A 24001-nucleotide genomic window follows, 5' to 3' on the forward strand; every position below is an offset into this window, starting at 1 on the left:
CCCGCAAGCGGGAGGGGCATCAGCGCGAGCCTTGATGCTTGATTAGTTTACGTCGCCGCGGGCGCCCATGGCGCGGATCATCGGCAGATAATCTTCGGCGGTGATCGATTTTTCGAACTGCACACCGGTCTTGCCGCCGAGCGACCAGACGACCTTGGCCGCCGTGCGGCCGATGATGGGCATGCGGAACACGACCAGATCGCCTGGCTCCAGCCCGCGTTCGTAGCGCATCAGCAAGCCGTCGGCGCTGATGTTGACGCAGGTGCACATTTCCTGCCGCCCGTCGGGCAGCACGAAGGGCAGGCGACAGTAAACGTCGCTGCGCGGAGCAATTCGCTGGTCGAGCCCGACATAGTGGGCTTTGCTCGTGTCGATCTTACGCATACGTCCCGGACCTTTGTGGTTTGCCGGAGAAGATCATCGCGATTGCTGAAGAATCCGTAAACGCTTTTTTGCCGATTCAGCGCGTGACGAGCCCGTGCTTCTTTGCCCCCAGGCTGACCGGCACATCGTTTTCGCCGGGCACGACCAGATAATGGGGGTCGCGGATCACCGTGCCGTCGACCTTCACCGCCCCCTCGTCGAGCTTGCGGCGCGCCTCCTTGTTCGACGCCGCAAAACCCATTTCGCGCAGCGCGTTCAGGATGCCGATCCCTTCGGCCGGCGCCGCGACGCGCGGCAGGTCGCCGCCGATGTGGCCCTTTTCAAAGGTTTGCGTCGCGGTTTCCGCCGCAGCCTTAGCCGCATCGGCGCCGCGGCACAGCGCGGTCGCTTCGTTGGCGAGGATCTTTTTCGCTTCGTTGATCTCGGCGCCTTCGAGCGCTTCGAGCCGCGCGATCTCGGCAAGCGGAAGGTCGGTGAACAGCTTCAGGAAGCGGCCGACGTCGCGGTCGTCGCAGTTGCGCCAATATTGCCAATAGTCAAAATGGGACAGTTGATCGGCATTTAACCAGACGGCGCCGGCGGCAGTTTTGCCCATTTTGGCCCCCGCAGCGGTCGTCAGCAGCGGAGTCGTCAGCCCGAAGAGTTCGGCGCCGTCCATGCGGCGACCGAGCTCCATGCCGTTGACGATATTGCCCCACTGGTCCGATCCGCCCATCTGGAGCCGCACGTCCATCGCCTTCGACAGATGGCGGAAGTCGTACCCCTGAAGGATCATGTAGTTGAATTCGAGGAAGGTCATCGGCTGTTCGCGTTCGAGCCGCAGCTTGACCGAATCGAAGGTCAGCATGCGGTTGATCGTGAAGTGGGTGCCGACTTCCTGAAGCAGTTCGATATAGCCGAGCTTGCCCAGCCAGTCCTGATTGTCGACCATCACCGCGTCGGTCGGGCCGTCGCCGAAGATCAGAAAGGGTTCGAAGATCGTGCGGATCGACGCGATGTTCGCAGCGATCGTTTCGTCCGATAGCATCTTGCGGCTCTCGTCGCGCCCCGTCGGATCACCGATGCGCGTCGTCCCGCCACCCATCAGCACGACCGGCTTGTGCCCCGCCTGTTGCAGGCGGCGCAGCATCATGATCTGGACGAGGCTGCCGACATGCAGGCTGGGCGCGGTCGCGTCGAAGCCGATATATCCCGGGACGACCTGGTTGGCGGCGAGCGCATCGAGCCCTTCCGCGTCGGTCATCTGATGGATATAGCCTCGCTCGTCGAGCAGGCGCAGCAGGTCGGATTTATAGTTCGTCATGGCGGCCTCATTGAAAGCGGGGGGCGCTTAGCATGGGGTTTGCGATTTGGATAGCATGCGCACACAGCTGATCTGTCACCCCGGGACGCCCGCGAAAGCGGTGCGCGCGGTGTGGGCGGAGGTGGCGCTGTCGTTCGAAGACGGCTTTTCGCTGCGCTTCGGGGTCGAGGGCGATATCGGCGCCTTGGTGCTGCCGCCCTGCGAAGGCCAGCTCGTCATCGCCGACACGGCGACCGACGGACTGTGGCAGAGCAGCTGCTTCGAGGCGTTTCTGACCGAAGAGGGGCAGCCCGACTATACCGAGTTCAACTATGCGCCCGACGGCCGTTGGGCCTGTTATCAATTCGACGACTATCGCTCGCTCTTGAAAAGCGACGATCTGGCACCGTGGGACATGACGTGCGAGCGCGGCGCCGCGCTCTATATCCTGCGCATCGAACCAGGCATCTATCCCGATCGCGGCAGCAGGCTCGCGCTGTCGGCGGTGATCGAGGAGCTGGACGGCACCAAAAGCTATTGGGCGCTGCGGCACCCGCCCGGCAAGCCCGACTTCCATCATCCCGATTGCTTTCAACTGACGCTTGGGGCACCCGGCGCAGCATGACCGTGACATTTGGCATCGACCGCCTGCTCGCCGATCCGGCGCTTCGCAAACCGCTCGAGGGGCGCCGCGTCGCGCTGCTCGCGCATCCCGCGTCGGTGACGGCCGACCTGACGCACAGCATCGACGCGCTGGTCGCGGCGGGGGTGAATGTCACCGCGGTGTTCGGGCCGCAGCATGGCGTGCGCGGCGACCTGCAGGACAATATGATGGAGTCGCCCGACTTCACCGATCCGACCTATGGCATGCCGGTGTTCAGCCTCTACGGCGAAGTGCGGCGGCCGACCGGGCAGGCAATGCACACGTTCGACGTGATGCTCGTCGATCTTCAGGATCTGGGTTGCCGCATCTACACCTATGTCACCACCTTGCTCTACATCCTCGAGGCCGCGGCGGCGCACGGCAAGGCGGTGTGGGTGCTCGACCGGCCGAACCCCGCGGGGCGCCCGGTCGAAGGCACGCTGCTCCGCGCCGGGTGGGAAAGCTTCGTCGGTGCGGGGCCGATGGCGATGCGCCACGGGTTGACGCTGGGCGAAATGGGGCACTGGTTCCTTCGCCACTTCGGCCTCGACGTCGATTATCGCGTCATCGCGATGGAGGGGTGGCAGCCCGACGGGCCGGGCTTCGGCTGGCCCGCTGACCGTGCGTGGATCAACCCCAGCCCCAATGCGCCGAACGTCAATATGGCGCGCGCCTATGCCGGGACGGTGATGGTCGAGGGCGCGACGCTCAGCGAGGGGCGGGGGACGACGCGCCCGCTCGAACTCTTCGGCGCGCCCGACATCGATGCGCGGGCGGTGATCGCGGAGATGCACCGGCTCGCCCCCGAATGGCTGACGGGCTGCAAACTGCGCGACATCTGGTTCGAGCCGACCTTTCACAAGCATAAGGGACAGCTTAACAGCGGCATCCATATCCACGCCGACGGCCCCTGGTACGACCATGCCGCCTTCCGCCCGTGGCGCGTGCAGGCGCTGGGTTTCAAGGCGATCCGCGCTCTCTATCCCGATTATCCAATCTGGCGCGGCAAGGATTTCAAATATGAATATACCGACGATGTGCTCGCGATCGACGTGATCAACGGCGGGCCGGACTTGCGCCTGTGGGTCGATGATGCGGCGGCGGTACCGGGCGACCTCGACGCGCTGGCGCTGCCCGACGAGGCGGCGTGGCGTGAAGAGATTGCGGATTTGATGATTTACTAAGGATAAGGGGATGGCGATGCAGCGGCGGCAATTTCTGGGTACGGCGGCGCTGACCGGATTGGCGGCGAGTATGCCGGTTTCCGCGCTCGCGGCAGACACCGCCGGCCTTCCCAACCTCGCGGCAAAGGCTGTGCCGATCGGCACCGAGGAGCGCAAGGCGCGGATCGCGAAGGCGGCGGCGCTGCTGCGCGCGAACGATATCGGCGCGCTGCTGATCGAGCCGGGGTCGAGCCTTATCTATTTCACCGGGGTCGAATGGTGGCGGAGCGAGCGGCTGACCGCCGCCGTTCTGACGCGCGACGGTGAGGTGGCGATCGTCACGCCCTTCTTCGAGGAACCGTCGGTGCGCGAAAGCCTGGGCGTTCCCGCCGATGTTCTGACATGGAACGAAGATGAAAATCCGCTGCGCTTCGTTTTCGACTGGCTGGCGAAGCGCGGGCTTGCCAAGGGCAGGATCGGTGTCGAGGAGACGGTGCGCTATTTCGCGGTCGACGGACTGCAAAAGGCGATGCCGGATGCGCGCGTCGTCAATGGGGCGCCGGTAGTGCGCGGTTGCCGCATGATCAAGTCGGCGGCCGAACTCGCGCTGATGCAGGTCGCGAACGACATCACCATTGCCGCCTATCGCCACACCGCGCCGCGGATCGAGGCGGGGATGACCCCAGCCGACATCGGCGCGATCATGCGCGCCGCGACGCGTGCGCTGGGCGGCAACAGCGAATTCGAGCTCATCCTGCTCGGCGAAGCGAGCGCCTATCCGCACGGATCGGGCAAGCCGCAGGCGGTGAAGGCGGGCGAGGTGGTGCTGATGGACTGCGGTGCGACCGTGCACGGCTATCAATCCGACATCTCGCGCAGCTTCGTCTACGGCAAGGCGAGCCTGCGCCAGCGGCAGGTGTGGGACGAGATGCGCAAGGGGCAGGACGTCGCCTTCGCCGCGGCGCGGATCGGCGCGGCGGCGGGAACGGTCGACGATGCGGTGCGCGCCTATTATCAAAAGCTCGGCTGGGGACCGGGCTATCGCCTGCCCGGCACCTCGCATCGCACCGGCCACGGGATCGGCCTCGACGGGCATGAACCGGTCAATCTGGTGCGCGGCGAAACCACGAAGCTGGCGGCGGGCATGTGCTTTTCGAACGAACCCGGCATCTATATCCCCGGCGAGTTCGGCATCAGGCTGGAAGATTGCTTCTACATGACCGACAGCGGCCCGAAATGGTTCAGCGAGCCGCCGCCCTCGATCGATCAGCCGTTCGGTTGATCCGGCCCCTTCGGTTGCTGCACCAGGCTGACCAGCACGAAGCTGATGATCATCAGCAGATACCAGCTGCCCAGTTTCTCGAACCCCACCATGTGCCAGCCATCGGCCTGGCTGGGATAGGTCCAGGCGCGGGCGAAGGTGCCGATATTCTCGGCGAACCAGATGAACAGCGCGACAAGGCCCCAGCCGACGAGCAAGGGCATGCGGCGGTGCGTATGCAAGGGGCGGAACCACACCTGACAACGCCAGAAGAGCAGCGCGGTGACGGCGAACAGAAGCCAGCGGATGTCGGGCAGCCAGTGGTGCGCGAAGAAGTTGACATAGATCGCGGCCGCAAGCGCGTAACTCGTCCACATCGGCGGATAGCCGGTGTAGCGGAAATCGAAGATGCGCCAGACGCGCGCGATATAGCTGCCGACCGCGGCGTACATGAAACCTGAAAACAGCGGTACCGCACCGATGTGGAGCAGGCTGCCTTCCGGATATTGCCATGACCCCGCGGCGGTCTTGAACAGCTCCATGACGGTGCCGACGATGTGGAAGATCAGGATGACGATCGCTTCCCGCGGTGTCTCGAGCCGGAACGCGAGCATGCCGAGCTGGATCAGCACCGCGCCGATGGTGATCGCGTCATAGCGGTGGACCGGCGCGCTGTCGGGCCAGAATAGATGGGTGCCGAGCAAAAGCGCGAGCATCAGCGCGCCGAACAGGCACGCCCAACCCTGTTTGAAGCCGAACACCAGAAATTCGAGAAACCAGCCGCGCGGCCCGGGCTCGACCGCCATCGCCTCGAGCCGCGTGCGGACGGCGTGAAAGCGGCTGTGCCGCATCGGCGCGTCAGACATGCACGGAAACGTAGGCGATCAGCGTCGCGGCGGGCAGCAACAGCGCCTGCGCGAGGATCGTGCCGGCGAGCCGGCTCAGCGAGATGAAGGTGATCGCGCGGCGGAAATCGCCCTCGTCGACTTTGCCCTCGACCGCGTCGTCGGTCATCACCGACAGCTGCGGGTCGATGAAGGCGAAGAGCAGGATCGTCGCGAAGCCGTTGATGAGCGCCGAAAGCTGCGATGCGGTGACGCGAAATTCGGGGGCGAGATAGCCCGCGTAAAGCGACGCGACGACGCCGACCGCGAGCAGCGATTGCGCAAGGCAGTTGGCGATCAGGACGCCCCAGCCGATCCCCTTGGGCATGCGCCAGACCTTGAGGTGGCCAAGGCTGGGCAGGCGGAGCGACTGGCGCATCGTGCGCAGGCCGCCCGGGCTGACCGCCTTCATCGCGAGCCGCGTCGTCGAGCGGTTGTTCTGGTACCAGCCGATCGCCACGGCGAACATGCGCTGGCCGGTGGGAACGAGCAGGATGCCAATCAGCGTCGCGACGCTTGCCGCCGCCAGCACCAATTGCATGTCGAGGAACAGCGAGGCGCCGCTGCCGTCATGGATGCGCGTTTCGATCCGCTTCGCGAGGAACGGCCCCAGAAAGCTGTTCGAGGTGCGCGAAAAGAGCACGAGGATGTTGAACAGCGCGAATGACATCGCGATTCGCCGCGTCCGCACGCCAGCGATGCGCGCGGCATAGGCCAGCGCACCGATCAGGTTGATGAAGCCGGTGAGCAGAAGGATGGTGACGAGGGGGAGGTCGATCATTCGTGGCCTAGTTTCTCGTCATTGCGAGCGGAGCGAAGCAATCCAGGGCGGTTGACGCAGGCTCTGGATTGCCACGGGCCTTCGGCCCTCGCAATGACGATTAAAGAAAACTGTGGCTCAATGCTTGCGCGTCAACTCGCGCATCGCGTCGTCGAGCCCCGCCAGTGTCAGCGGGTACATGCGGTCGTTCATCAACTGTTTGATCAGCTTCACCGACTGGGTGTAGCCCCATTGTGCCGAAGGCACGGGGTTCAGCCACACGGCGGCGGGATAGACGTGCGTCATGCGCTGCATCCACACCGCGCCCGATTCTTCGTTGAAATGTTCGACGCTGCCGCCCGGATGGGTGATTTCATAGGCGCTCATCGACGCATCGCCGACGAAGACCAGCTTATAATCATGCCCATATTTGTGGAGGATATCCCACATCGGCGTGCGTTCGGACCAGCGGCGCTTGTTGTCTTTCCACACGCCTTCATAGGGGCAGTTGTGGAAATAGAAGAATTCGAGATTCTTGAATTCGCTCGTCGCGGCGCTGAACAATTCCTCGCACAGCTTGATGAACGGGTCCATCGATCCGCCGACGTCGAGGAAAAGCAGCAGCTTGACCGCATTGCGCCGTTCGGGACGCATACGGATGTCGAGCCAGCCCTGCCGCGCGGTCCCTTCGATCGTGCCCGGAATATCGAGTTCGTCGGCGGCACCCTCGCGCGCGAATTTGCGCAGGCGGCGCAGCGCGATCTTGATGTTGCGGGTGCCGAGTTCCTTGGTGTTGTCGAGATTGGCGAACTCGCGCTTTTCCCACACCTTCAGCGCGCGCTTGTGCTTGCTTTCGCCGCCGATCCGCACGCCTTCGGGATTATAGCCCGAATTGCCGAAGGGCGATGTGCCGCCGGTGCCGATCCACTTGTTACCGCCCTGGTGGCGTTTCTGCTGTTCTTCGAGCCGCTTCTTCAGCGTCTCCATGATCTCATCCCAGTCGCCGAGCGACTTGATCGCCTCCATCTCCTCGGGCGTCAGATATTTCTCGGCAACGGCCTTCAGCCATTCCTCGGGGATGTCGACGGGGTTCTGGCCGTAATCGGTGAGCAGCCCCTTGAAGACCTTGTTGAAGACCTGATCGAAGCGGTCGAGCAGCCCTTCGTCCTTCACATAGATGGCGCGGCTGAGATAATAAAATTGTTCGGGACTGCGATCGATTACCTCGCGGTCGAGCGCCTCCAGCAGCATCAGATGCTCTTTCAGGCTGGCGGGAATGCCCGCGGCGCGAAGCTCGTCGAGGAAGCCGAAAAACATGCGATATGCCTATCGCGTCGCGGCGGCGCGCGCAATCACTTTACGTTTACGGAAAGTGCGGGGTTACACCAACCACTCGATCCACGCGCCATGCGGGTGCGCGCGCGCCAGCATCACCGGCGCCGCGCCGCCCGGCCAGTGGCGCACGACAAGTTCGTGGCCGTGAACGGTGCGATTCGCCTCGAGCGCGACCCAGGCGAGCGGCCGGTCGGCGGTCGCGCGCGCGCCCGCCGCTTCCATCGCGGCGGTGATGCGCGCCTGTTGGTCGGCGGGGACATATTGCCAGACGATCGAGTGCATCAGCAGGCGCGTCGTCCCCGCGGCCTGCGGCTTCGCCAGTTCCTGTTCGACGAAATCGGCCGCGGTCATGCGGACAAGGTCGGGCGGCCGCGCTTCGGCGGCGGCGATCGCTGCCTCGATTCGCGCGAAGCGAATGGCATGTTCGGGCCAGATGAAGGCTTTGAGGCGCAGCGCCTGCGCCGGATCGGTGAGGTCGACCGGGGCGACATCGCATCCCTTCGTCGATGCGATTTCGATCGCATGCTGCGGCGGATGGCGGCCCTGCCAGTCGGGGGTGAAGGCCATGACGCCGGGCTGGGGGCCGACCTGAACGCCGCCGAGGTCGTAATGATAACGGTCGAGCATCAGGTTGATCCCCGCGCTCGACCCGATTTCCAGGCACTCGAAACGCGGCGGAAGGCCCTGATCGGCGAGCCACAGCATCGCGGCGATGAAATTGGCCGACCGACCCGCCTCGTTGGTCTGCGGCGGGCCGTCGAGCCATGGCAGCAGCGCCGCCTCGTGCCGTCGCACCACGCCCGCCACGATGGCGGCATCGTTGATGTCCTCGGCGTCGGCATAGATCGGCGCGAGATCGTCGGCGGCGCCCGAGAGGTGCAGCGCGTGGAGCCCCCCGGCGGCGCGCAGCGGCAGCGCGTCGGCAAGCGGTGCGCCGGGCCAGTCCGCGATGCGGCGTGCGAAGCCGGTTTCGGGCCGGTCGAGGAGCGTCGCGACGGCGGCGACGATGCGCGCCGTGATCGGCGCTTCGGCCGCGCGGCAATAGGCGACCTGATTGGCAAAAGCGGTGCGGACGGCGCCGGGTCCGGTTTCGTTCATGTCGACGAACTTGTACCGCTCGCTCATTGCCCTTTCTCCCGCTGGCGCTTATGTGCGCCCTCGCTTATGCCCGAACCGATCATCTTTGCCATCCCCAAGGGACGCATCCTCGACGAGGCGCTGCCGCTGCTCGCCCGTGTGGGCATCGAGCCGGCCGCCGACTTCTTCGACAAGAAGAGCCGCGCGCTCGTGTTTGCGACGAACCAGCCGCACATCTCGCTGATCCGCGTCCGCGCCTTCGACGTCGCGACCTTCGTCGCGCACGGTGCGGCGCAGCTCGGCATCGTCGGGTCGGACGTCGTCGACGAGTTCGACTATTCGGAGCTGTACGCGCCGGTCGACCTCGGCATCGGTCATTGCCGCCTGTCGCTCGCTGGCCCCGAAGGCAGCGCGCCGCCGGGGCTTGGCGAAAGCCATATCCGCGTCGCGACCAAATATCCCGCGACGACGCGCCGCTGGTTCGAGGGGCAGGGGATCCAGGCGGAATGCATCAAGCTGAACGGTGCGATGGAGATTGCGCCGAAGCTGGGGCTGGCGTCGCATATCGTCGACCTTGTGTCGACCGGGCGGACGCTGGTCGAAAATGCGCTCGCCGAACAGACGATCATCAGCGAGGTTTCGGCACGGCTCATCGTCAATCGCGCGGCGTTCAAGCTGCGTTCGGCCGAGGTGCCTGCGCTGGTCGAGAAATTCCGCGAGGCCGTCCGCGATGCGGCGGCTTGACGCCTCCGACCCCGGCTTTGCCGCCGCTTTCGACGCGCTGGTCGACGACCGGCGCGAGAGCGCGTCGGACGTGTCCGCCGATGTCGCGGCGATCGTCGCGCGGGTGAAGGCCGAAGGCGACGCGGCGCTGGCCGATTATACCGCGCGCTTCGATCGCTTCGACCTCGACAGCAGCGGCTGGCGTATCACCGCCGAGGACTGCGCCGCGGCCTATGCGGCGCTGGCACCCGAATTGCGGGGCGCGCTCGACCTCGCGGCGACGCGCATCCGGGCCTATCACGCCGCGCAATTGCCCGAGGACCGCGATTATCGCGATGCCGCCGGCGCCCGGCTCGGCGCGCGCTGGCGTGCGGTCGATGCCGCGGGCGTCTATGTCCCCGGCGGCCGCGCGGCCTATCCGTCGTCGGTGCTGATGAACATCCTGCCCGCCAAGGTCGCGGGGGTCGAGCGGATCGTGATGGTCACGCCGACGCCCGGCGGCGAAACCAATCCCGTCGTGATGGCGGCGGCGCATATCGGCGGAGTAGACGAAATCTGGCGCGTTGGCGGCGCGCAGGCGATCGCGGCGCTCGCCCATGGCACCGGCCGGATCGCGCCGGTCGATGTCGTCACCGGCCCCGGCAACGCCTGGGTGGCCGAGGCGAAGCGCCAGCTTTATGGCGTCGTCGGGATCGACATGGTCGCGGGGCCGAGCGAGATCGTCGTCGTCGCCGACAACCGCAACGCGCCGCACGTCATCGCCGCCGACCTTTTGAGCCAGGCCGAACATGATCCGACGAGCCAGTCGATCCTGTTCACCGACGATGGCGCCTTTGCCGATGCGGTCGCCGACGCGGTCGCCGCGATCATCCCGACGCTGAGCACCGCGGCGACGATGCAGGCGAGCTGGGCCGACAATGGCGCGATCATCGTCGTGCCGAACCTGACCGACGCGATCGCGCTCTGCGACCGGCTGGCGCCCGAACATCTGGAACTCGCGGTCGATCCCGCCGAGGCCGACGCGCTGTTCGCGCGCGTGCGCCATGCGGGTTCGGTCTTCCTTGGCCGTCAGACGCCCGAGGCGATCGGCGACTATGTCGCCGGGCCCAACCACGTCCTCCCGACCGGCCGCCGCGCCCGTTTTTCGAGCGGACTTTCGGTCACCGATTTCATGAAACGCACCAGCTTCCTGGCGCTCGACGAAGCGAGCCTTGCGGCCATCGGACCCGCAGCGGTCGCGCTAGCGGGTGCCGAGGGACTTCCCGCGCATGCGCTGTCGGTCAGCCAGCGCCTCAACTGAAACGAAAAGCCATGAACAAACGCGCCCAATCCCGCTCCGCCGCCCGCCTTGCCGCCGTCCAGGCGCTCTATCAGCACGAGATGGAAGGCACCCCGGTGGCGCAGCTGATCCACGAATTCCACCAGCACCGCATCGGCGCGATCATCGAGGACGCCGAATATGCCGAAGCCGACGTTCCCTTCTTCGACGATATCGTGAAGGGCGCGCTGGCGCGGGCGGAAGAGGTTGACGCGGCGATCACCGCCCGGTTGGCAAGCGGGTGGACGATGGACCGGCTCGATCGCACGATGAAGGCGATATTGCGTGCCGGCGCCTATGAACTGATCGCGCGCGGCGATGTGCCGGTGGGCGCGGTGGTGAGCGAATATGTCGACGTCGCCAAAGCCTTTTTCGACGGCCGCGAGGCGGGTTTTGCCAACGGCCTGCTCGATGCGATCGGCAAGGATGTGCGCGCGAAATAGCGCATAAGACATCCGTTCGCATCGAGCGAAGTCGAGATGCCTCTCGACCTCGTGCTATCTTGACGGGTGTCTCGACTTCGCTCGACACGAACGGACACGAGGTGCCCTTGATTGACGAAAGGGTAGTATGACCGAAGCCGATTTCATCGCGCGTCTGCGCGCGATCGCGACCGATCCTGCGGCGCGCGGGCTGGCCGATGACACGGCGCTGCTCGGCGATCTCGTGTTGACGCACGACATGATCGTCGAGGGCGTCCATTTCCTGCCCGATGACACGCCGCAGGACATTGCATGGAAACTGGTTGCGGTGAATCTGTCGGATCTCGCGGCGAAGGGCGCGGCGCCGCTTGGTGTGCTGCTCGGCTATAGCCTGTCGGGCGATGCGGCGTGGGACGCCGCCTTTGTCGCGGGGATGGACGATGTGCTGCGCCGGTTCGACGTGCCGTTGCTCGGCGGCGACACGGTGCGCCCACCCGCCGGGGCGCCGCGCAGTTTCGGCCTGACCGCGATCGGCCGAGCGCCCGCGACGGGAGCGCCGGCGCGCAGCGGAGTAAGGCCGGGCGATCAGATCTGGGTGACGGGGACGATCGGCAACGCGGGCGTCGGCCTGGCGATGCGGCTCGGCGAGATCGAACCGGGCGCAACCTGCATGGCCGCCTATGCACGGCCCTTGCCGCAATTGACGCTGGGCGCTGCGCTCGCGCCGCATGTCCATGCGATGATGGATGTTTCCGACGGCCTGCTGATCGACACCGAGCGAATGGCGGCGGCAAGCGATTGCCAGATCGCGCTGATGCTGGAGGCGGTGCCGCTGTCGGCGGCGCTGCTTGCGGTGCGTCCCGACGTTCTCGACACGCGGCTCGCTGCGGCAACGGCAGGCGACGATTATCAATTGCTCTTCGCGGCGGACCCGGGGCAAGCCGATGCAATCCGGGCGCATGCGGCCGCCGAAGGCGTCGCCGTGACGGCGATCGGCCATGCCGCCGTCGGCGCCGGATTGCTGCTGACGCACCGGGCGCAGCGCGTCGCGCTGCCGGAGCGTCTCGGTTTCGCGCACTAGGCGCGGAAAAGGGCGAAAAAACCGGGCTTGCCAAAGGGCGAGGTTTCTTCCCATAACGCGGCGTCCAGAATTTGGGGCGGTCGCATCAGGGGAGAGAGCGAACCGGCATCAATAAGTCGGACGTTCGACAGCTATCCTGTGTCCGCCCCCTTCATTGGGGAAGGAACAGACACGCATGAATCCGGTTTTGATCGCGATAGCGTGCGGCCTATTGGCCGTGCTCTATGGGTTCATTACCTCGCGGCAGGTGCTCGGCGCCTCGGCGGGGAATGACAAGATGCAGGAAATCGCCGCCGCCATCCAGGAAGGCGCGCAGGCTTATCTGAAACGGCAATATAGCACGATCGCCATCGTCGGCGTCGTCGTCGCGGTGATCGTCGCGGGGGCACTCGGACCCGTCTCGGGGACGGGTTTCGTCATCGGCGCCGTCCTGTCCGGTGTCGCCGGATTCATCGGCATGAATATTTCGGTACGCGCGAACGTCCGCACCGCGGCCGCTGCGCAAAAGGGGCTGCAGGCCGGGTTGACGCTCGCCTTTCGCGCTGGTGCCATCACCGGCCTTCTCGTCGCCGGGCTCGCGCTGCTTGCGATTGCGGTATTTTATTGGGTGCTGACGGTCCAGATGGGCAAGACGGTGGGCGGCGACGACCGCACGGTCGTCGACGGGCTCGTCGCGCTGGCCTTCGGCGCCTCGCTGATTTCGATCTTCGCGCGTCTTGGCGGCGGCATCTTTACCAAGGCCGCCGACGTCGGCGCCGACCTGGTCGGCAAGGTCGAAGCGGGCATCCCCGAGGATGATCCGCGCAACCCCGCGGTCATCGCCGATAACGTCGGTGACAATGTCGGCGACTGCGCGGGCATGGCGGCCGACCTTTTCGAAACCTATGTCGTCACCGTCGGCGCCACCATGGTGTTGACCGCGCTGCTGCTGAAAGGGGCGGGCGATCTGCTTCCCGGCCTGATGTCGCTGCCGCTGCTGATCGGCGGCGTGTGCATCATCACCTCGATCATCGGCACCTATTTCGTCCGGCTCGGTTCGTCGAACAATGTCATGGGCGCGATGTACAAAGGCTTCCTGGTTTCGGCGATCCTCGCGGTCCCGGCGATCTGGTTCGCGACCAGCCACGCGCTGGGCGGGATGGAAACGGCGGTCACCGGCACCGACTTTACCGGGCGCGATCTTTTCTATTGCTCGCTGCTCGGTCTGGTCATCACCGGCCTGATCATCTGGATCACCGAATATTATACCGGCACGGGCTTCCGTCCGGTGCGGTCGATCGCCAAGGCCTCGGAAACGGGCCATGGCACGAACGTGATCCAGGGCCTCGCGATCAGCCTCGAAGCCACCGCGCTGCCGACGCTGGTCATCGTTGCGGGCATCATCATCGCCTATCAACTCGCGGGGCTGATCGGCATTGCCTATGCTGCGACTGCGATGCTGGCGCTCGCCGGCATGGTCGTCGCGCTCGACGCTTATGGCCCGGTGACGGACAATGCGGGCGGCATCGCCGAAATGGCGGGGCTGGACGACAGCGTGCGCGAAAAGACTGACCTGCTCGACGCCGTCGGCAACACCACCAAGGCGGTGACCAAGGGTTACGCCATCGGTTCGGCGGGCCTCGCCGCGCTGGTGCTGTTCGCGGCCTATACGACCGACCTTCGGGAATTCTTCCCGAGCCTGACGGTCAACTTCAGCCTCGAAAACCCCTATGTCATCGTCGGGCTGTTGCTCGGTGCGCTGCTTCCCTATCTGTTCGGTGCGATGGGCATGACCGCCGTCGGCCGCGCGGCGGGTGACGTGGTGAAGGATGTGCGCGATCAGTTCGCGGGCGATCCCGGCATCATGGCGGGCACGTCGAAGCCGAACTATGCGCGCACGGTCGACCTCGTCACCAAGGCGGCGATCAAGGAGATGATCATCCCCTCGCTGCTGCCGGTGCTGGCGCCGATCGTGGTCTATTTCGTGATCTCGGCGGTTGCGGGTCAGGAGAACGGCTTTGCCGCGCTCGGCGCGCTGCTGCTCGGCGTGATCGTCGGCGGCCTGTTCGTCGCCCTCTCGATGACCTCGGGCGGCGGTGCATGGGACAATGCCAAGAAATATATCGAGGACGGCAACCACGGCGGCAAGGGCAGCGAAGCCCATAAGGCGGCCGTGACGGGCGATACGGTCGGCGATCCCTACAAGGATACCGCGGGTCCGGCCGTCAACCCGATGATCAAGATCACCAACATCGTCGCGCTGCTGCTGCTCGCGGCGCTGGCGGGGCACGCGATGTAAGCATCGCGTCCGTCAGGGTGAAAGAATGGCCCCGCCGGCGCGATCCGGCGGGGCCTTTTTCTTTTGCCTCGTAATTGCTTCGCTTCGCTCGCAATGACGAAGTATCTGATTTAGCGCTGCGCCCCCATCTGCTTGGCATAGCCCGCCTGCACCATGGCGCTCATCCGGTCGAACAGCGCGTTCGGGTCGCTGCGGCGCAGGGCGGCGATGGCGGCTTCGGCGCCTTCGGCGACCACCAGTTCGCGCGTTCCGGCATCGACTGCAGCGAGCATCTGTGCCGCAGCATCGTCGGGCGACAGGCCGTTGTCGATCGCCGCATCGCTCGCGCCGCGGACGCTGCCGTCGGCGTTGAGCGCGTTGCGGCTGACGTTGGTGCGCACCGATCCGGGTTCGACCACCAGCACCTTCAACCCCAGATGCTCATTTTCGGCGCGGACGCTGTCATGATAGCCGATGATGCCGTGCTTGGCCGCCGAATAGGCGCTGCGCAGCGGCACGCCGGCGACTCCCGCGACGCTCGATATGGCGATGATCTGACCGCCGCCGGCCGCGATCATGCGCGGAAGCAGCGCCTGGGTGAGGGCAATCGGCGCAAGCAGGTCGACCGCGATGATCTTTTGATAGACCGCAAAATCGGTTTTGACCGCCAGACTGCGCTGCGAAATTCCGGCATTGTTGACGAGACCGTCGATGCGGCCGCCCCAGGCCCAGGCGCGTTCGACAAGCCCGGGAATCGCGTCATAGTCGGTCGCCTCGAAGGGCAGGATCATCGTGCCCGCGCCGCAATCCGTTGCCACCGCTTCGAGCGCAGCCACGTTGCGGCCCGACAGAATCAGCCGCGCGCCGCGCGCCGCAAGGCCGCGCGCCAGCGCCGCGCCGATACCCGACGAAGCCCCTGTAACCCACCAGATTTGATCTTTCATCTTGGCATCCCCATCTGTGTTTCCGTCTCAAGGTGAAACGCGTTTCGGGGGGCGTCAAGCCGCCGACCCGCGGATTTCCGTGCGGGGGTGGCAATTTTGTTGCGAATCTGATATAATAAATATCAACGCGTCGACAGCTTGCCTCTTTCCATCGCCGGAAAGGCACCCTGCGGCGTCCTGATGGAGCCATATCCCTTGTCACTTTGACTGGCTAGCGCCGACCGCCTTGCTTCGATCCCCCTCCGACGAGGGCGGACGTACCCGGCCTTTTCGCGCTTTTCCGGTCCCGACGGGGCAAATGAAAGGAACCTGCATGTCCGCAAACACGCTCGTCTTTGAAGTCGGTGACTATGTCGTTTATCCCAAACATGGCGTGGGGCGCGTCATTGAACTGCAAAAGTCGGAAATCGCCGGCATGCAGCTCGAACTTTATGTCCTGCGCTTCGAAAAGGAAAAAATGACCCTGCGCGTCCCGACCAACAAGGCCGAGGGCGTGGGGATGCGCAAGCTGTCGTCGGACAAGACGCTGAAGGAAGCGCTTCAGGTCCTGACCACGAAGCCGAAGGTAAAGCGCACCATGTGGTCGCGCCGCGCCCAGGAATATGAAGCGAAGATCAACTCGGGCGACCTCGTGTCGATCGCCGAAGTGACCCGCGACCTGTTCCGCGCCGACGATCAGCCCGAACAGAGCTATTCGGAGCGTCAGATCTTCGAAGCGGCGTCGAGCCGCCTCGCGCGCGAACTCGCCGCGATGGAAGAAAGCGACGAAAAGACCGCGCAGGCGAAGATCCTTCAGATCCTCAACGAACATGCGCCGCTCTATTACGCCGAAAAGGCGCTCTGAGCCGTTCTGCCGAGACGTGAAGAGGGCGGTCCGCAAGGGCCGCCCTTTTTCGTGGGTCAGGGATATTTTGCTTCGATGAAATAGAGGCCGTCGGGCGGTGCGTTGAGGCCGAGCGCCTGCCGGTCGGCGGCGTCGAGCGCGGCCTTTAAATCGCGCGTCGACCATTTGCCTTCGCCGACGAGGGTGAGGCAGCCGACCATCGATCGAACCTGATGATGCAGAAAGCTGCGCGCCGCGGCTTCGATGACGATTTCGTCGCCATGGCGGCTGACCGACAGGCGGTCGAGCGTCTTCACCGCGCTTTCGGCCTGGCAATGCACCGATCGGAAGGTGGTGAAATCATGCCGCCCCACCAGCGCCTGCGCCGCGCCGTGCATCGCTTCGGCGTCGAGCGGCTTCGCAAATTGCCAGGCGAGCCCCTTGTCCCAGGTCAGCGGCGCGCGGCGGTTGACGATGCGATATTCATAGGCGCGGCCGACGCACGAAAAGCGCGCGTGCCAGTCGTCGGCGACCGCCTCGCACGCGAGGATCGCCACCGGCGCGGGGCGAAGCTGGGCGTTCAGCGCTTCCATCAGGCGAAAGGGCTGGATGGCCTTTTCGATGTCGACATGCGCGCGCATCGCGATCGCATGCACCCCGGCGTCGGTGCGTCCCGCGCCGTGAACGGGCGCCGTTTCGGCGGTGATGCGTGTGACGGCTTCCTCGATCGCTTGCTGGACGCTGGGGCCATGCGACTGGCGCTGCCAGCCCATGAAGGGGCGGCCGTCATATTCGATGGTGAGGGCGAAGCGGGTCATGCCAGCCGCGTCCCCGCAGTTATGGGCCGACCGCGCAGCAGTTCGGCGGCGTCCATCGCCGGCTTGCCCGCGCGCTGCACCCGGGTGGCGCGGATCGCGCCGGGGTTGCAGGCGATGGTCAGCGCATCGTCGAGCGTGACGCCGGGCGCGGCGCCGGCGACGGTGTCGGCGGGATGCACGACATCGGCCGCGAGGATCTTGTATCGCTCGCCCTCCAGCTCGAAAAAGGCGCCGGGCACCGGGTTGAACGCGCGAATCTGGCGTTCGGTCTGGGGCGCGCTGACCAGAAAATCGAGCCGCGCCTCGCTCTTGTCGATCTTGGCGGCATAGGTGGCGCCGTCATCCGGCTGCGGCACGGGCGGACAGGCGGACAGGTCGGCCAGCACCTCGACCATCAGCGCCGCGCCCATTGCGGCGAGTTCGTCGGTCAATTCGCCCGCGGTCTTGCCCGCGACCGGCGTGCGGCCGATCAGCCGCATACCGCCGGTGTCGAGCCCGGCATCCATCTGCATGATGGTGACGCCCGTTTCGGTATCGCCCGCCAGAATCGCGCGCTGCACGGGCGCCGCGCCGCGCCAGCGCGGCAGGATCGAGCCATGGACGTTGAGGCAGCCTTCGCGTGGGCTCTCGAGGATCGGTTGCGGCAGAATGAGGCCGTAGGCCGCGACCACCGCGACATCGAGGTCGAGCGCGGCGAATTCGGCCTGCGCTTCTTCGGTCCGCAGGCTCTTCGGCGTGCGGACGGGCAGGCCGTGCGCCTCCACCCAGAGATGCACCGCGCTCTGCTGGAGTTTCTTGCCGCGCTGCGCCGGGCGCGGCGGCTGGGTGTAAACCGCCACGATCTCATGCCCCGCCGCGTGGAGCGCGGCGAGCGTCGGCACCGCAAAGGGCGGCGTTCCCATGAAGGCAATGCGCATGGGCAGCGCCTTTGGAGGAGGCAGGCGCGACATTCAAGCCCATCAAGCTCCAGTGCCCCTGCGAAGGCAGGGGCCTATCTCCGCCGGTTCCAACTTGCGCCGTCCGGAGATGGGTTCCTGCCTTCGCAGGAACACTGGGAATGTTGTGCATATCTTGCACACCCATTACCACCGCCGCATGGCGTCTACCGAAATCGAAGCCCTCGTTCAGCAACTCGCCCGGCTCCCCGGCCTTGGCCCGCGGTCGGCGCGGCGCGCGGTGCTGCATCTGATGAAAAAACGCGAGAGCAGTTTCGCGCCCTTGCTCGCGGCGCTCCAGACGGTGTCCGAGCGGCTGGTGACGTGCGGCATCTGCGGCAATGTCGATACCAGCGACCCCTGCGCGATCTGCGCCGATCCGCGCCGCGACCCACGCAGCCTGTGCGTGGTCGAGGAAGTGTCGGACCTTTGGGCGCTCGACAAGTCGCGGCTGTTTCCCGGCAAATATCATGTGCTGGGCGGCCGCCTGTCGGCGCTGGAAGGCGTGCGGCCGCAGGATCTGAGCATCGACGCGCTGGTGGCGCGCGTCGCGGCGGGCGGCATCGACGAGGTGGTGCTGGCGATGAACGCGACGCTGGAGGGGCAGACGACGGCGCATTATCTCGCCGAGCGGCTGGAGGGCTATCCGGTGCGGCTGACGCAGCTGGCGCATGGCCTGCCGGTCGGCGGCGAGCTCGATTATCTCGACGAGGGAACGCTGGCGCAGGCGCTGCGGGCGCGGCGTCCGGTAGGCTAAGAGCAGACTGTAAACAACTGACACTTGACGTGGCCCGGATTGTCGCTTATTAAATAGATGCTCGCAGTGCTGCGAGCGCTGGTCGCGAAAGCGGCCTTTTTTGTTGTCACGACGTGGCATCTCCATGAACGACAAAGGAACGGCGCAACCGTGCAAGAACTTGCATGGGTGCTGGCCCGCTCTTTGGCATATGTCGTCAGCTCGTTTATTGAAGCAATTGCCTCGCGCAACTGCGTGCGCCGGAAAAGCGCACTGCACCTGCGTTTGGGCGATTGGTTCGAGCTGAGATCGACAAAAGCCGAAGAGTTCGACCGCATCCGCTGAACTCGGATAATCGCATCCTGCTTACGCGATTCCGAGAGAGATGGCGTGTGCCCATAAAATTGGCTCATCTGCGACGCCAACTCGACCCCTTGACCGGGCGCCCGCGCGATCATACCTCGCACGCATGGCCATCCTACCCATCATAGAGACCCCCGATCCGCGGTTGCGCGTCATTTCCAAGCCCGTCGAGACGTTCGACGCCGAGCTGAAGCAGCTCGTCGCCGACATGTTCGAGACGATGTATGACGCCCCCGGCATCGGGCTTGCCGCGATCCAGGTCGGGGTGCCGAAGCGCATTCTCGTCATCGATCTGCAGGAGCCCGATCCCGAGGACGAGGAAGGCAAGAAGGTAATCCGCGAGCCCCGCGTCTTCATCAATCCCGTCTTTTCGGACGAGAGCGAGGAGCATAGCGTCTATCAGGAAGGCTGCCTGTCGGTCCCCGAGCAATATGCCGATGTAACGCGCCCCGCCGAAGTCACGGTCGATTGGCAGGACGTGGACGGCAAGCACCACCAGGAGCGCATGACCGGCCTGATGGCGACGTGCATCCAGCACGAGCATGACCATCTGGAAGGCATATTGTTCATCGACCATCTGTCGCGGCTGAAGCGCGAGATGGTGCTGAAGAAGCTCGCGAAGCTGCGGAAAGCAGCCTGAGCCGAAATTTTGTGACCTGTTCCCCCGCGAAGGCGGGGGCCCATCACCGGCCGTTTCGGATTTCCGCCATCGGATGATGGGTCCCCGCCTTCGCGGGGACACACGCAATGGGTGTAGGGCGGAAAATCAATCCGCCTTCTTGGCGACTCCCACCATCGCGGGGCGCAGCAGGCGGTCCTTCATCATATAGCCAGCCTGCATTTCCTGTACGATCGTGCCGGCGTCCTTGTCGCTGGGGATTTCGAGCATCGCCTGATGCTGGTTCGGATCGAGCGGCAGGCCGATCGCGGCGATGCGCGTGATGCCGTGGCGTTCGAACACGCTCATCAGTTCGCGCTCGGTCGCCTCGAGCCCGGTGAGCAACGGCTTGATCGCCTCGTCGGCGCGCTGTTCTTCGCTGAGCGAAGCGAGCGCGCGGCCGAGATTGTCGGCGACCGACAGGATGTCGCGCGCGAATTTGGTCGCGGCATAGGCGTGCGCGTCGGCGACTTCCTTTTCGGCGCGGCGGCGCACATTCTGCGTTTCGGCGCGCGCGTAGAGCAGATCCTGCTGCACCGCGGCGAGTTGTTCGGCAAGCTTTGCCGCTTCGTCCTGCGCGGGGGCTTCGGCAGCCGCTGCGGCTTCGGTTTCCGGGGCCTGGCCGTCTTCGACCGGCGTTTCGTTTTCGTTGTTCGTCATAAACCTATCGTATCAGTCTTGAGAGCGATTGTGCTGTAAAATCCACCATGGGAACGATGCGCGCATAGTTCAAGCGGGTCGGGCCGATAACCCCGACGACGCCGACCACCCGTCCATCCGATCCGCGATAGGGCGCGGCGATAACCGACGATCCCGACAGCGAAAAGAGCTTGTTCTCCGACCCGATGAAAATGCGCGTCGCGCTGCCTTCGCGCGCGCTGTCGAGCAGGCCGGCGATGTCCTGCTTTGTTTCGAGCTCGTCGAGCAGCTGGCGCACCCGGTCGAGATCGCCGACCGCGCTGTCGTCGAGCAGATTCGCCTGCCCGCGCACGATCAGCACCGGCCGGTCGGCGCCGTCGACCGACCAGATGGCCAGCCCGCGCGAAACCAGATCGGCGGCGGCGCGATCGATCGCGATCCGTTCGTCCTCTATCTCGCGCCGCACCCGCGCCATTGCCTCGGCCAGCGTCAGGCCGCCGAGCATGGCCGAGATATAATTGCCTGCCTCGACCAGCGCCGACGGCCCCAATCCGGCGGGCAGGTCGATGACGCGGTTTTCGACCGATCCATCGCCCGCGACGAGGACGACGAGCGCCTGACGGTCGGCCATCGGAACAAAGGCGACCTGCTTGAGCACGCGTTCATGCTTGGGAACGAGGACAAGGCCGGCGCAGGCCGAAAGCCCCGACAGCGTGGCCGTCGCCTGCGCCAGTGCGCTTTCGATGGGGCCGCCTTCGGCAAGGCTTGCCTCGATCTGCGCGCGATCCTCGGCCGAGGGTTCGGCGACCTGCATCATCCCGTCGACGAACAGGCGCAGCCCCTGTTCGGTCGGCAGGCGTCCGGCGCTGGTGTGCGGGCTCGCAAGCAGGCCGAGCTCTTCGAGATCCTGCATGACATTGCGGATCGACGCGGGCGACAGGTTGAGCGTCGCCAGCTTTGACAGCGTGCGCGACCCGACCGGCTGCCCATTCTCCAGATAGGCATCGACGACGAGCCGGAACACATCGCGCGCGCGTGTCGTCAATTCGGTGATCGGCGGGGTCGTCATGGCATGGACTTAGGGATGCGAAGGGGCGGGGGCAAGCATCGCGCTGCCCGCGGCTCCGTCCGGCTGGGCCTGCCGAGGCGGCGCGAGGATCGCGCGATAGAGGCGCGCGACGCTTTCGGATGCGGCGTGCCAGGAAAAGGCGGCGCTTCTTGCGCGTGCGGCGGCGCCCATTGCGCGCCGCGCGTCGCCGTCCTCAATGAGCCGAACGAGCGCGTCCGAATAGGCGCGGCGGTCGCCGGGCGTGCATAGATGACCCGTTTCGCCCTCCACGATCAGCGCGCTCGCGCTCGGCGCATCGGCGCTGACCACGGGCAGGCCCGATGCCATCGCCTCGAGCACGACATTGCCAAAGGCTTCGGTCGTGCTCGGGTTGAGCATGATGTCGGCGCTGGCAACCGCGTGGGCGAGTTCCTGTCCGTCGAGATGGCCGGTAAGCACGGCGGACGGCAGCGCTGCAAAAGCCTCGGCCGCCGGTCCTGCGCCGACCACAAGCGGCGTGACTGGGTGGCTGGACAGCAATTCGCGCAATATCGCGACATATTCCTCGACGCCCTTTTCCAGCACCAGGCGGCCGAAGAAGAGGATGACGATCCGGTCGTCGGCGATTCCGCGCGTGCGGCGCCATTCCAGGCTGCGCTGCGACGGCGCGAAAAGGTCGCGATCGACGCCGCGACTCCACAGGCTGACCCGGTCGTCGCCGCGTAGCGAGCGCATCTCGTCGATAAGACCCGGAGTCGGGGCGAGAACATGATCGGCGCGGCGATAGAAACGATGGATGTGGCGGTCGACCACGGGCCGCAGCCAGTCGAGGCCGTAATAGCCGAGATAGGTTTCGAACCGCGTGTGCAGGCTGACGACAAGCGGCGTGCCGCGATCGAGGGCGAAGGTCTGCGCGCGGGTGCCGAGAATATCGGGGGTCGCGACATGGATGATGTCGGGCGCGAACCGCGTCAGGTCGCGACGGGTCGCGCGGGGCAGGCCGAGCGCGAGCCGAAATTCGCTGCGCACCGGCAGCGCGATCGACGGCACCGGGACCAGGTCGCCCGCCGGTTCGAACGCCGGCGTGTCGGTGACGGGAGAATAGACCCGCACCGCGGCGCCCGCATGCTGCTCGAGATGCGCGACAAGGCGGTTGAGCGCCTGGTTCGCGCCTTCGCGCACATAGTTGTAATTTCCCGTAAATAACGCGATCCGCACCTTACACCTGTCGAAAATTGAGCACCGCGTTGAGCACGAACATCGCGAGCCCGGCAAAGACGGACACGATCACGCGGGCGACGAGATAGTGGATGGCGGTCCATTTCAGCAAGGCGGCAAAGAGCAGGATGGTGATCGCCATGCCCACCCCCGCGTTGACCAGAAAGATCAGATAGCCCGACCCGATGGCGCGATCGGTGCCGCGAAATATCCACGAACGGCCGAGCGCATAATGCAGGCTGTTCGAGGTCAGAAAGCCGATCGCCGCCGCGGGCACCGCCTGCATCCTGCCCCATTGCACCAGGCCCCAGAGCACGGCGAGGCCGACCAGAAAGACGGCGCTGCTGACCGCCGTGTTCTTGAGCAGCATGCCGCCGACGCGGCGGTTGAACAGGCGCGACGCCAGCCCGGCTTCGCGCGCCGGAGCCTCTCCGCTGGCGGGCAATTCCGCCCCTGCACTAAAGTCGGTCATGCAGCGGCGTGGGCCGCGAGCGGGCGATCGCCATAGGCTTCATTATCGCGCGCATCGGGCCAGGCGGTGCGGCGCCCGACCCAGGGGTTGAGGAAGAGCCACGGCAGCTTGATGAACAGCAATTCGGAATGGATGAAGGCATCGATCGCGCGTTCCCACCAGCGCGGGCGCCGGCGCCCGTGCGCGACGAGCCATGCCTCATAGGGGGCCCAGTGGCTCGGTTCGTCCTTGTGGATGATCCGGAAAATCCGGGTCAGGATCGGATCGTCGAGCACGAAGCGGTTCTTCAGCAGGGTTTCGACCTGCTTGTAACCGCGCCGTTCGGTCAGCGCGATGACGCGGCAGAGCCGTTCGAACAGCTCGTCACGATCGATGACCGCCTGCGTATCGAGCTTGTCGATCGGCGTGCGAAAAATGATTTCGACGAAGCGGTCGATATGCCCGAAGGTGCGATCGACATCGAGCGGCATCGAGCCGCGCCGTTCGAACCAGCGACGAAACATCATATAATGTTTGCGCTCGTCGCCGCGGTGGCTTTCGATCGCGGCGATCAAGGCCCGATCGTCGGGCGTCCGCGCGCGAACCGCTTCGATAACCCGGTCGATCGCGGTATAGCCGCGATGTTCGTTATAAATATAGATCGACCCGAGTACGAGCAGATAGCGTTCGCGCAACCAGCGCAGCATAGGCATCTCCCACCAAAGCGACTGATTATCACCCTTCGCGGCGCTAGTCGAATGGCGTGATGCCGCTTTGT

General features: G+C 65.5%; 26 protein-coding genes. 12 read left to right on the forward strand and 14 right to left on the reverse strand.

The window, feature by feature from the left end:
• Window positions 1–42 precede the first annotated feature (42 nt).
• Together ATE59_RS07635 and tyrS are read right to left on the reverse strand one after the other, a co-directional pair.
• Entirely contained in the window at window positions 43–384 is a 342-nt protein-coding gene (locus tag ATE59_RS07635) for a PilZ domain-containing protein (protein ID WP_003039557.1), read from the reverse strand.
• A 76-nt stretch (window positions 385–460) separates the two neighbouring features.
• Window positions 461–1687 carry a tyrosine--tRNA ligase gene (gene tyrS / locus ATE59_RS07640; RefSeq protein ID WP_058811951.1) on the reverse strand — a complete coding sequence of 409 codons (1227 nt, stop codon included), beginning with the start codon at window positions 1685–1687 and terminating at the stop codon, window positions 461–463.
• A gap of 55 nt (window positions 1688–1742) precedes the next feature.
• Here tyrS and ATE59_RS07645 point away from each other — a divergent pair, with 55 nt between their 5' ends.
• The 3 genes from ATE59_RS07645 to ATE59_RS07655 are packed head-to-tail and all read left to right on the forward strand — an operon-like array spanning window position 1743 to window position 4754.
• Window positions 1743–2291 (forward strand): DOMON-like domain-containing protein, encoded by a 549-nt coding sequence (locus ATE59_RS07645; protein ID WP_058812139.1) that lies wholly within the window; start codon window positions 1743–1745, stop codon window positions 2289–2291.
• A gap of 2 nt (window positions 2292–2293) precedes the next feature.
• The gene (locus ATE59_RS07650; RefSeq protein ID WP_058812140.1) at window positions 2294–3493 is read left to right on the forward strand and encodes an exo-beta-N-acetylmuramidase NamZ family protein; all 1200 of its coding nucleotides are present in this window, start codon (window positions 2294–2296) and stop codon (window positions 3491–3493) included.
• Window positions 3494–3503: 10 nt separating this feature from the next.
• Window positions 3504–4754 carry a M24 family metallopeptidase gene (locus ATE59_RS07655; RefSeq protein WP_058811952.1) on the forward strand — a complete coding sequence of 417 codons (1251 nt, stop codon included), beginning with the start codon at window positions 3504–3506 and terminating at the stop codon, window positions 4752–4754.
• Here ATE59_RS07655 and ATE59_RS07660 read toward each other — a convergent pair.
• The 4 genes from ATE59_RS07660 to ATE59_RS07675 all read right to left on the reverse strand — a co-directional run bounded on the left by ATE59_RS07660 (window position 4739) and on the right by ATE59_RS07675 (window position 8837).
• Window positions 4739–5599, reverse strand: coding sequence for a DUF817 domain-containing protein (locus ATE59_RS07660; RefSeq protein WP_058811953.1), 861 nt, complete (start codon window positions 5597–5599; stop codon window positions 4739–4741). The genes ATE59_RS07655 and ATE59_RS07660 overlap by 16 nt on opposite strands.
• Window positions 5592–6398, reverse strand: coding sequence for a lipid II flippase Amj family protein (locus ATE59_RS07665; protein ID WP_082657346.1), 807 nt, complete (start codon window positions 6396–6398; stop codon window positions 5592–5594). The genes ATE59_RS07660 and ATE59_RS07665 overlap by 8 nt, the downstream gene beginning before the upstream one ends.
• A gap of 117 nt (window positions 6399–6515) precedes the next feature.
• On the reverse strand, window positions 6516–7694 hold the full coding sequence (locus ATE59_RS07670; RefSeq protein ID WP_003039536.1) for a vWA domain-containing protein: 1179 nt from the start codon (window positions 7692–7694) through the stop codon (window positions 6516–6518).
• Between the two features lie 63 nt (window positions 7695–7757).
• Window positions 7758–8837 carry a DUF2332 domain-containing protein gene (locus tag ATE59_RS07675; RefSeq protein WP_058811954.1) on the reverse strand — a complete coding sequence of 360 codons (1080 nt, stop codon included), beginning with the start codon at window positions 8835–8837 and terminating at the stop codon, window positions 7758–7760.
• Window positions 8838–8876: 39 nt separating this feature from the next.
• On the opposite strand from ATE59_RS07675, the gene hisG reads away from it, so the two are divergent.
• The 5 genes from hisG (at window position 8877) to ATE59_RS07700 (ending at window position 14611) form a co-directional block, all read left to right on the forward strand.
• A complete protein-coding gene (gene hisG, locus ATE59_RS07680; RefSeq protein ID WP_058811955.1) occupies window positions 8877–9533 on the forward strand; it encodes an ATP phosphoribosyltransferase in 657 nt (218 codons plus the stop codon).
• The gene (gene hisD, locus ATE59_RS07685; RefSeq protein WP_058811956.1) at window positions 9520–10812 is read left to right on the forward strand and encodes a histidinol dehydrogenase; all 1293 of its coding nucleotides are present in this window, start codon (window positions 9520–9522) and stop codon (window positions 10810–10812) included. The genes hisG and hisD overlap by 14 nt, the downstream gene beginning before the upstream one ends.
• Before the next feature lie 11 nt (window positions 10813–10823).
• Window positions 10824–11273: a transcription antitermination factor NusB gene (gene nusB, locus ATE59_RS07690; protein WP_058811957.1), complete on the forward strand. Its 450-nt coding sequence runs from the start codon at window positions 10824–10826 to the stop codon at window positions 11271–11273.
• Between the two features lie 127 nt (window positions 11274–11400).
• Entirely contained in the window at window positions 11401–12333 is a 933-nt protein-coding gene (gene thiL / locus ATE59_RS07695; protein WP_058811958.1) for a thiamine-phosphate kinase, read from the forward strand.
• A 175-nt stretch (window positions 12334–12508) separates the two neighbouring features.
• Window positions 12509–14611, forward strand: a complete 2103-nt coding sequence (locus ATE59_RS07700; protein ID WP_058811959.1) for a sodium-translocating pyrophosphatase — start codon at window positions 12509–12511, stop codon at window positions 14609–14611.
• Between the two features lie 110 nt (window positions 14612–14721).
• On the opposite strand, the gene ATE59_RS07705 is transcribed toward ATE59_RS07700, so the two are convergent.
• Window positions 14722–15534, reverse strand: coding sequence for an SDR family NAD(P)-dependent oxidoreductase (locus ATE59_RS07705; RefSeq protein ID WP_058811960.1), 813 nt, complete (start codon window positions 15532–15534; stop codon window positions 14722–14724).
• Between the two features lie 313 nt (window positions 15535–15847).
• On the opposite strand from ATE59_RS07705, the gene ATE59_RS07710 reads away from it, so the two are divergent.
• A complete protein-coding gene (locus tag ATE59_RS07710) occupies window positions 15848–16378 on the forward strand; it encodes a CarD family transcriptional regulator (RefSeq protein WP_003039510.1) in 531 nt (176 codons plus the stop codon).
• A gap of 56 nt (window positions 16379–16434) precedes the next feature.
• Here ATE59_RS07710 and truA read toward each other — a convergent pair whose 3' ends face one another.
• Together truA and fmt are read right to left on the reverse strand one after the other, a co-directional pair.
• A complete protein-coding gene (truA, locus tag ATE59_RS07715) occupies window positions 16435–17175 on the reverse strand; it encodes a tRNA pseudouridine(38-40) synthase TruA (RefSeq protein ID WP_058811961.1) in 741 nt (246 codons plus the stop codon).
• Window positions 17172–18092: a methionyl-tRNA formyltransferase gene (fmt, locus tag ATE59_RS07720; protein ID WP_058811962.1), complete on the reverse strand. Its 921-nt coding sequence runs from the start codon at window positions 18090–18092 to the stop codon at window positions 17172–17174. Before fmt ends, truA begins: the two co-directional genes overlap by 4 nt.
• A gap of 178 nt (window positions 18093–18270) precedes the next feature.
• Here fmt and recR point away from each other — a divergent pair, with 178 nt between their 5' ends.
• From recR to def, 3 genes are all read left to right on the forward strand, one after another.
• The gene (gene recR / locus ATE59_RS07725) at window positions 18271–18867 is read left to right on the forward strand and encodes a recombination mediator RecR (RefSeq protein WP_003039500.1); all 597 of its coding nucleotides are present in this window, start codon (window positions 18271–18273) and stop codon (window positions 18865–18867) included.
• A gap of 57 nt (window positions 18868–18924) precedes the next feature.
• Window positions 18925–19191 (forward strand): hypothetical protein, encoded by a 267-nt coding sequence (locus tag ATE59_RS07730; RefSeq protein ID WP_058811963.1) that lies wholly within the window; start codon window positions 18925–18927, stop codon window positions 19189–19191.
• 124 nt (window positions 19192–19315) lie between these two features.
• Window positions 19316–19849 (forward strand): peptide deformylase, encoded by a 534-nt coding sequence (gene def, locus ATE59_RS07735; protein ID WP_003039497.1) that lies wholly within the window; start codon window positions 19316–19318, stop codon window positions 19847–19849.
• A gap of 126 nt (window positions 19850–19975) precedes the next feature.
• Here the strand turns inward: def and grpE are convergent, their stop codons facing one another.
• Genes grpE through ATE59_RS07760 form a run of 5 tightly spaced genes read right to left on the reverse strand, consistent with a single transcriptional unit; the run spans window position 19976 to window position 23930 of the window.
• Window positions 19976–20527: a nucleotide exchange factor GrpE gene (gene grpE / locus ATE59_RS07740; RefSeq protein WP_058811964.1), complete on the reverse strand. Its 552-nt coding sequence runs from the start codon at window positions 20525–20527 to the stop codon at window positions 19976–19978.
• A 4-nt stretch (window positions 20528–20531) separates the two neighbouring features.
• Window positions 20532–21575 carry a heat-inducible transcriptional repressor HrcA gene (gene hrcA / locus ATE59_RS07745; RefSeq protein WP_003039490.1) on the reverse strand — a complete coding sequence of 348 codons (1044 nt, stop codon included), beginning with the start codon at window positions 21573–21575 and terminating at the stop codon, window positions 20532–20534.
• A gap of 9 nt (window positions 21576–21584) precedes the next feature.
• Complete coding sequence (locus ATE59_RS07750) at window positions 21585–22772, reverse strand: glycosyltransferase family 4 protein (protein ID WP_231737206.1); 1188 nt, start codon at window positions 22770–22772, stop codon at window positions 21585–21587.
• Between the two features lies 1 nt (window position 22773).
• On the reverse strand, window positions 22774–23244 hold the full coding sequence (locus tag ATE59_RS07755; RefSeq protein ID WP_058811965.1) for a GtrA family protein: 471 nt from the start codon (window positions 23242–23244) through the stop codon (window positions 22774–22776).
• The gene (locus ATE59_RS07760; protein ID WP_058811966.1) at window positions 23241–23930 is read right to left on the reverse strand and encodes a ferritin-like domain-containing protein; all 690 of its coding nucleotides are present in this window, start codon (window positions 23928–23930) and stop codon (window positions 23241–23243) included. The genes ATE59_RS07755 and ATE59_RS07760 overlap by 4 nt, the downstream gene beginning before the upstream one ends.
• Window positions 23931–24001 lie beyond the last annotated feature (71 nt).

This window comes from Sphingopyxis sp. A083 (assembly GCF_001468495.1).
Lineage (GTDB): Bacteria > Pseudomonadota > Alphaproteobacteria > Sphingomonadales > Sphingomonadaceae > Sphingopyxis > Sphingopyxis terrae.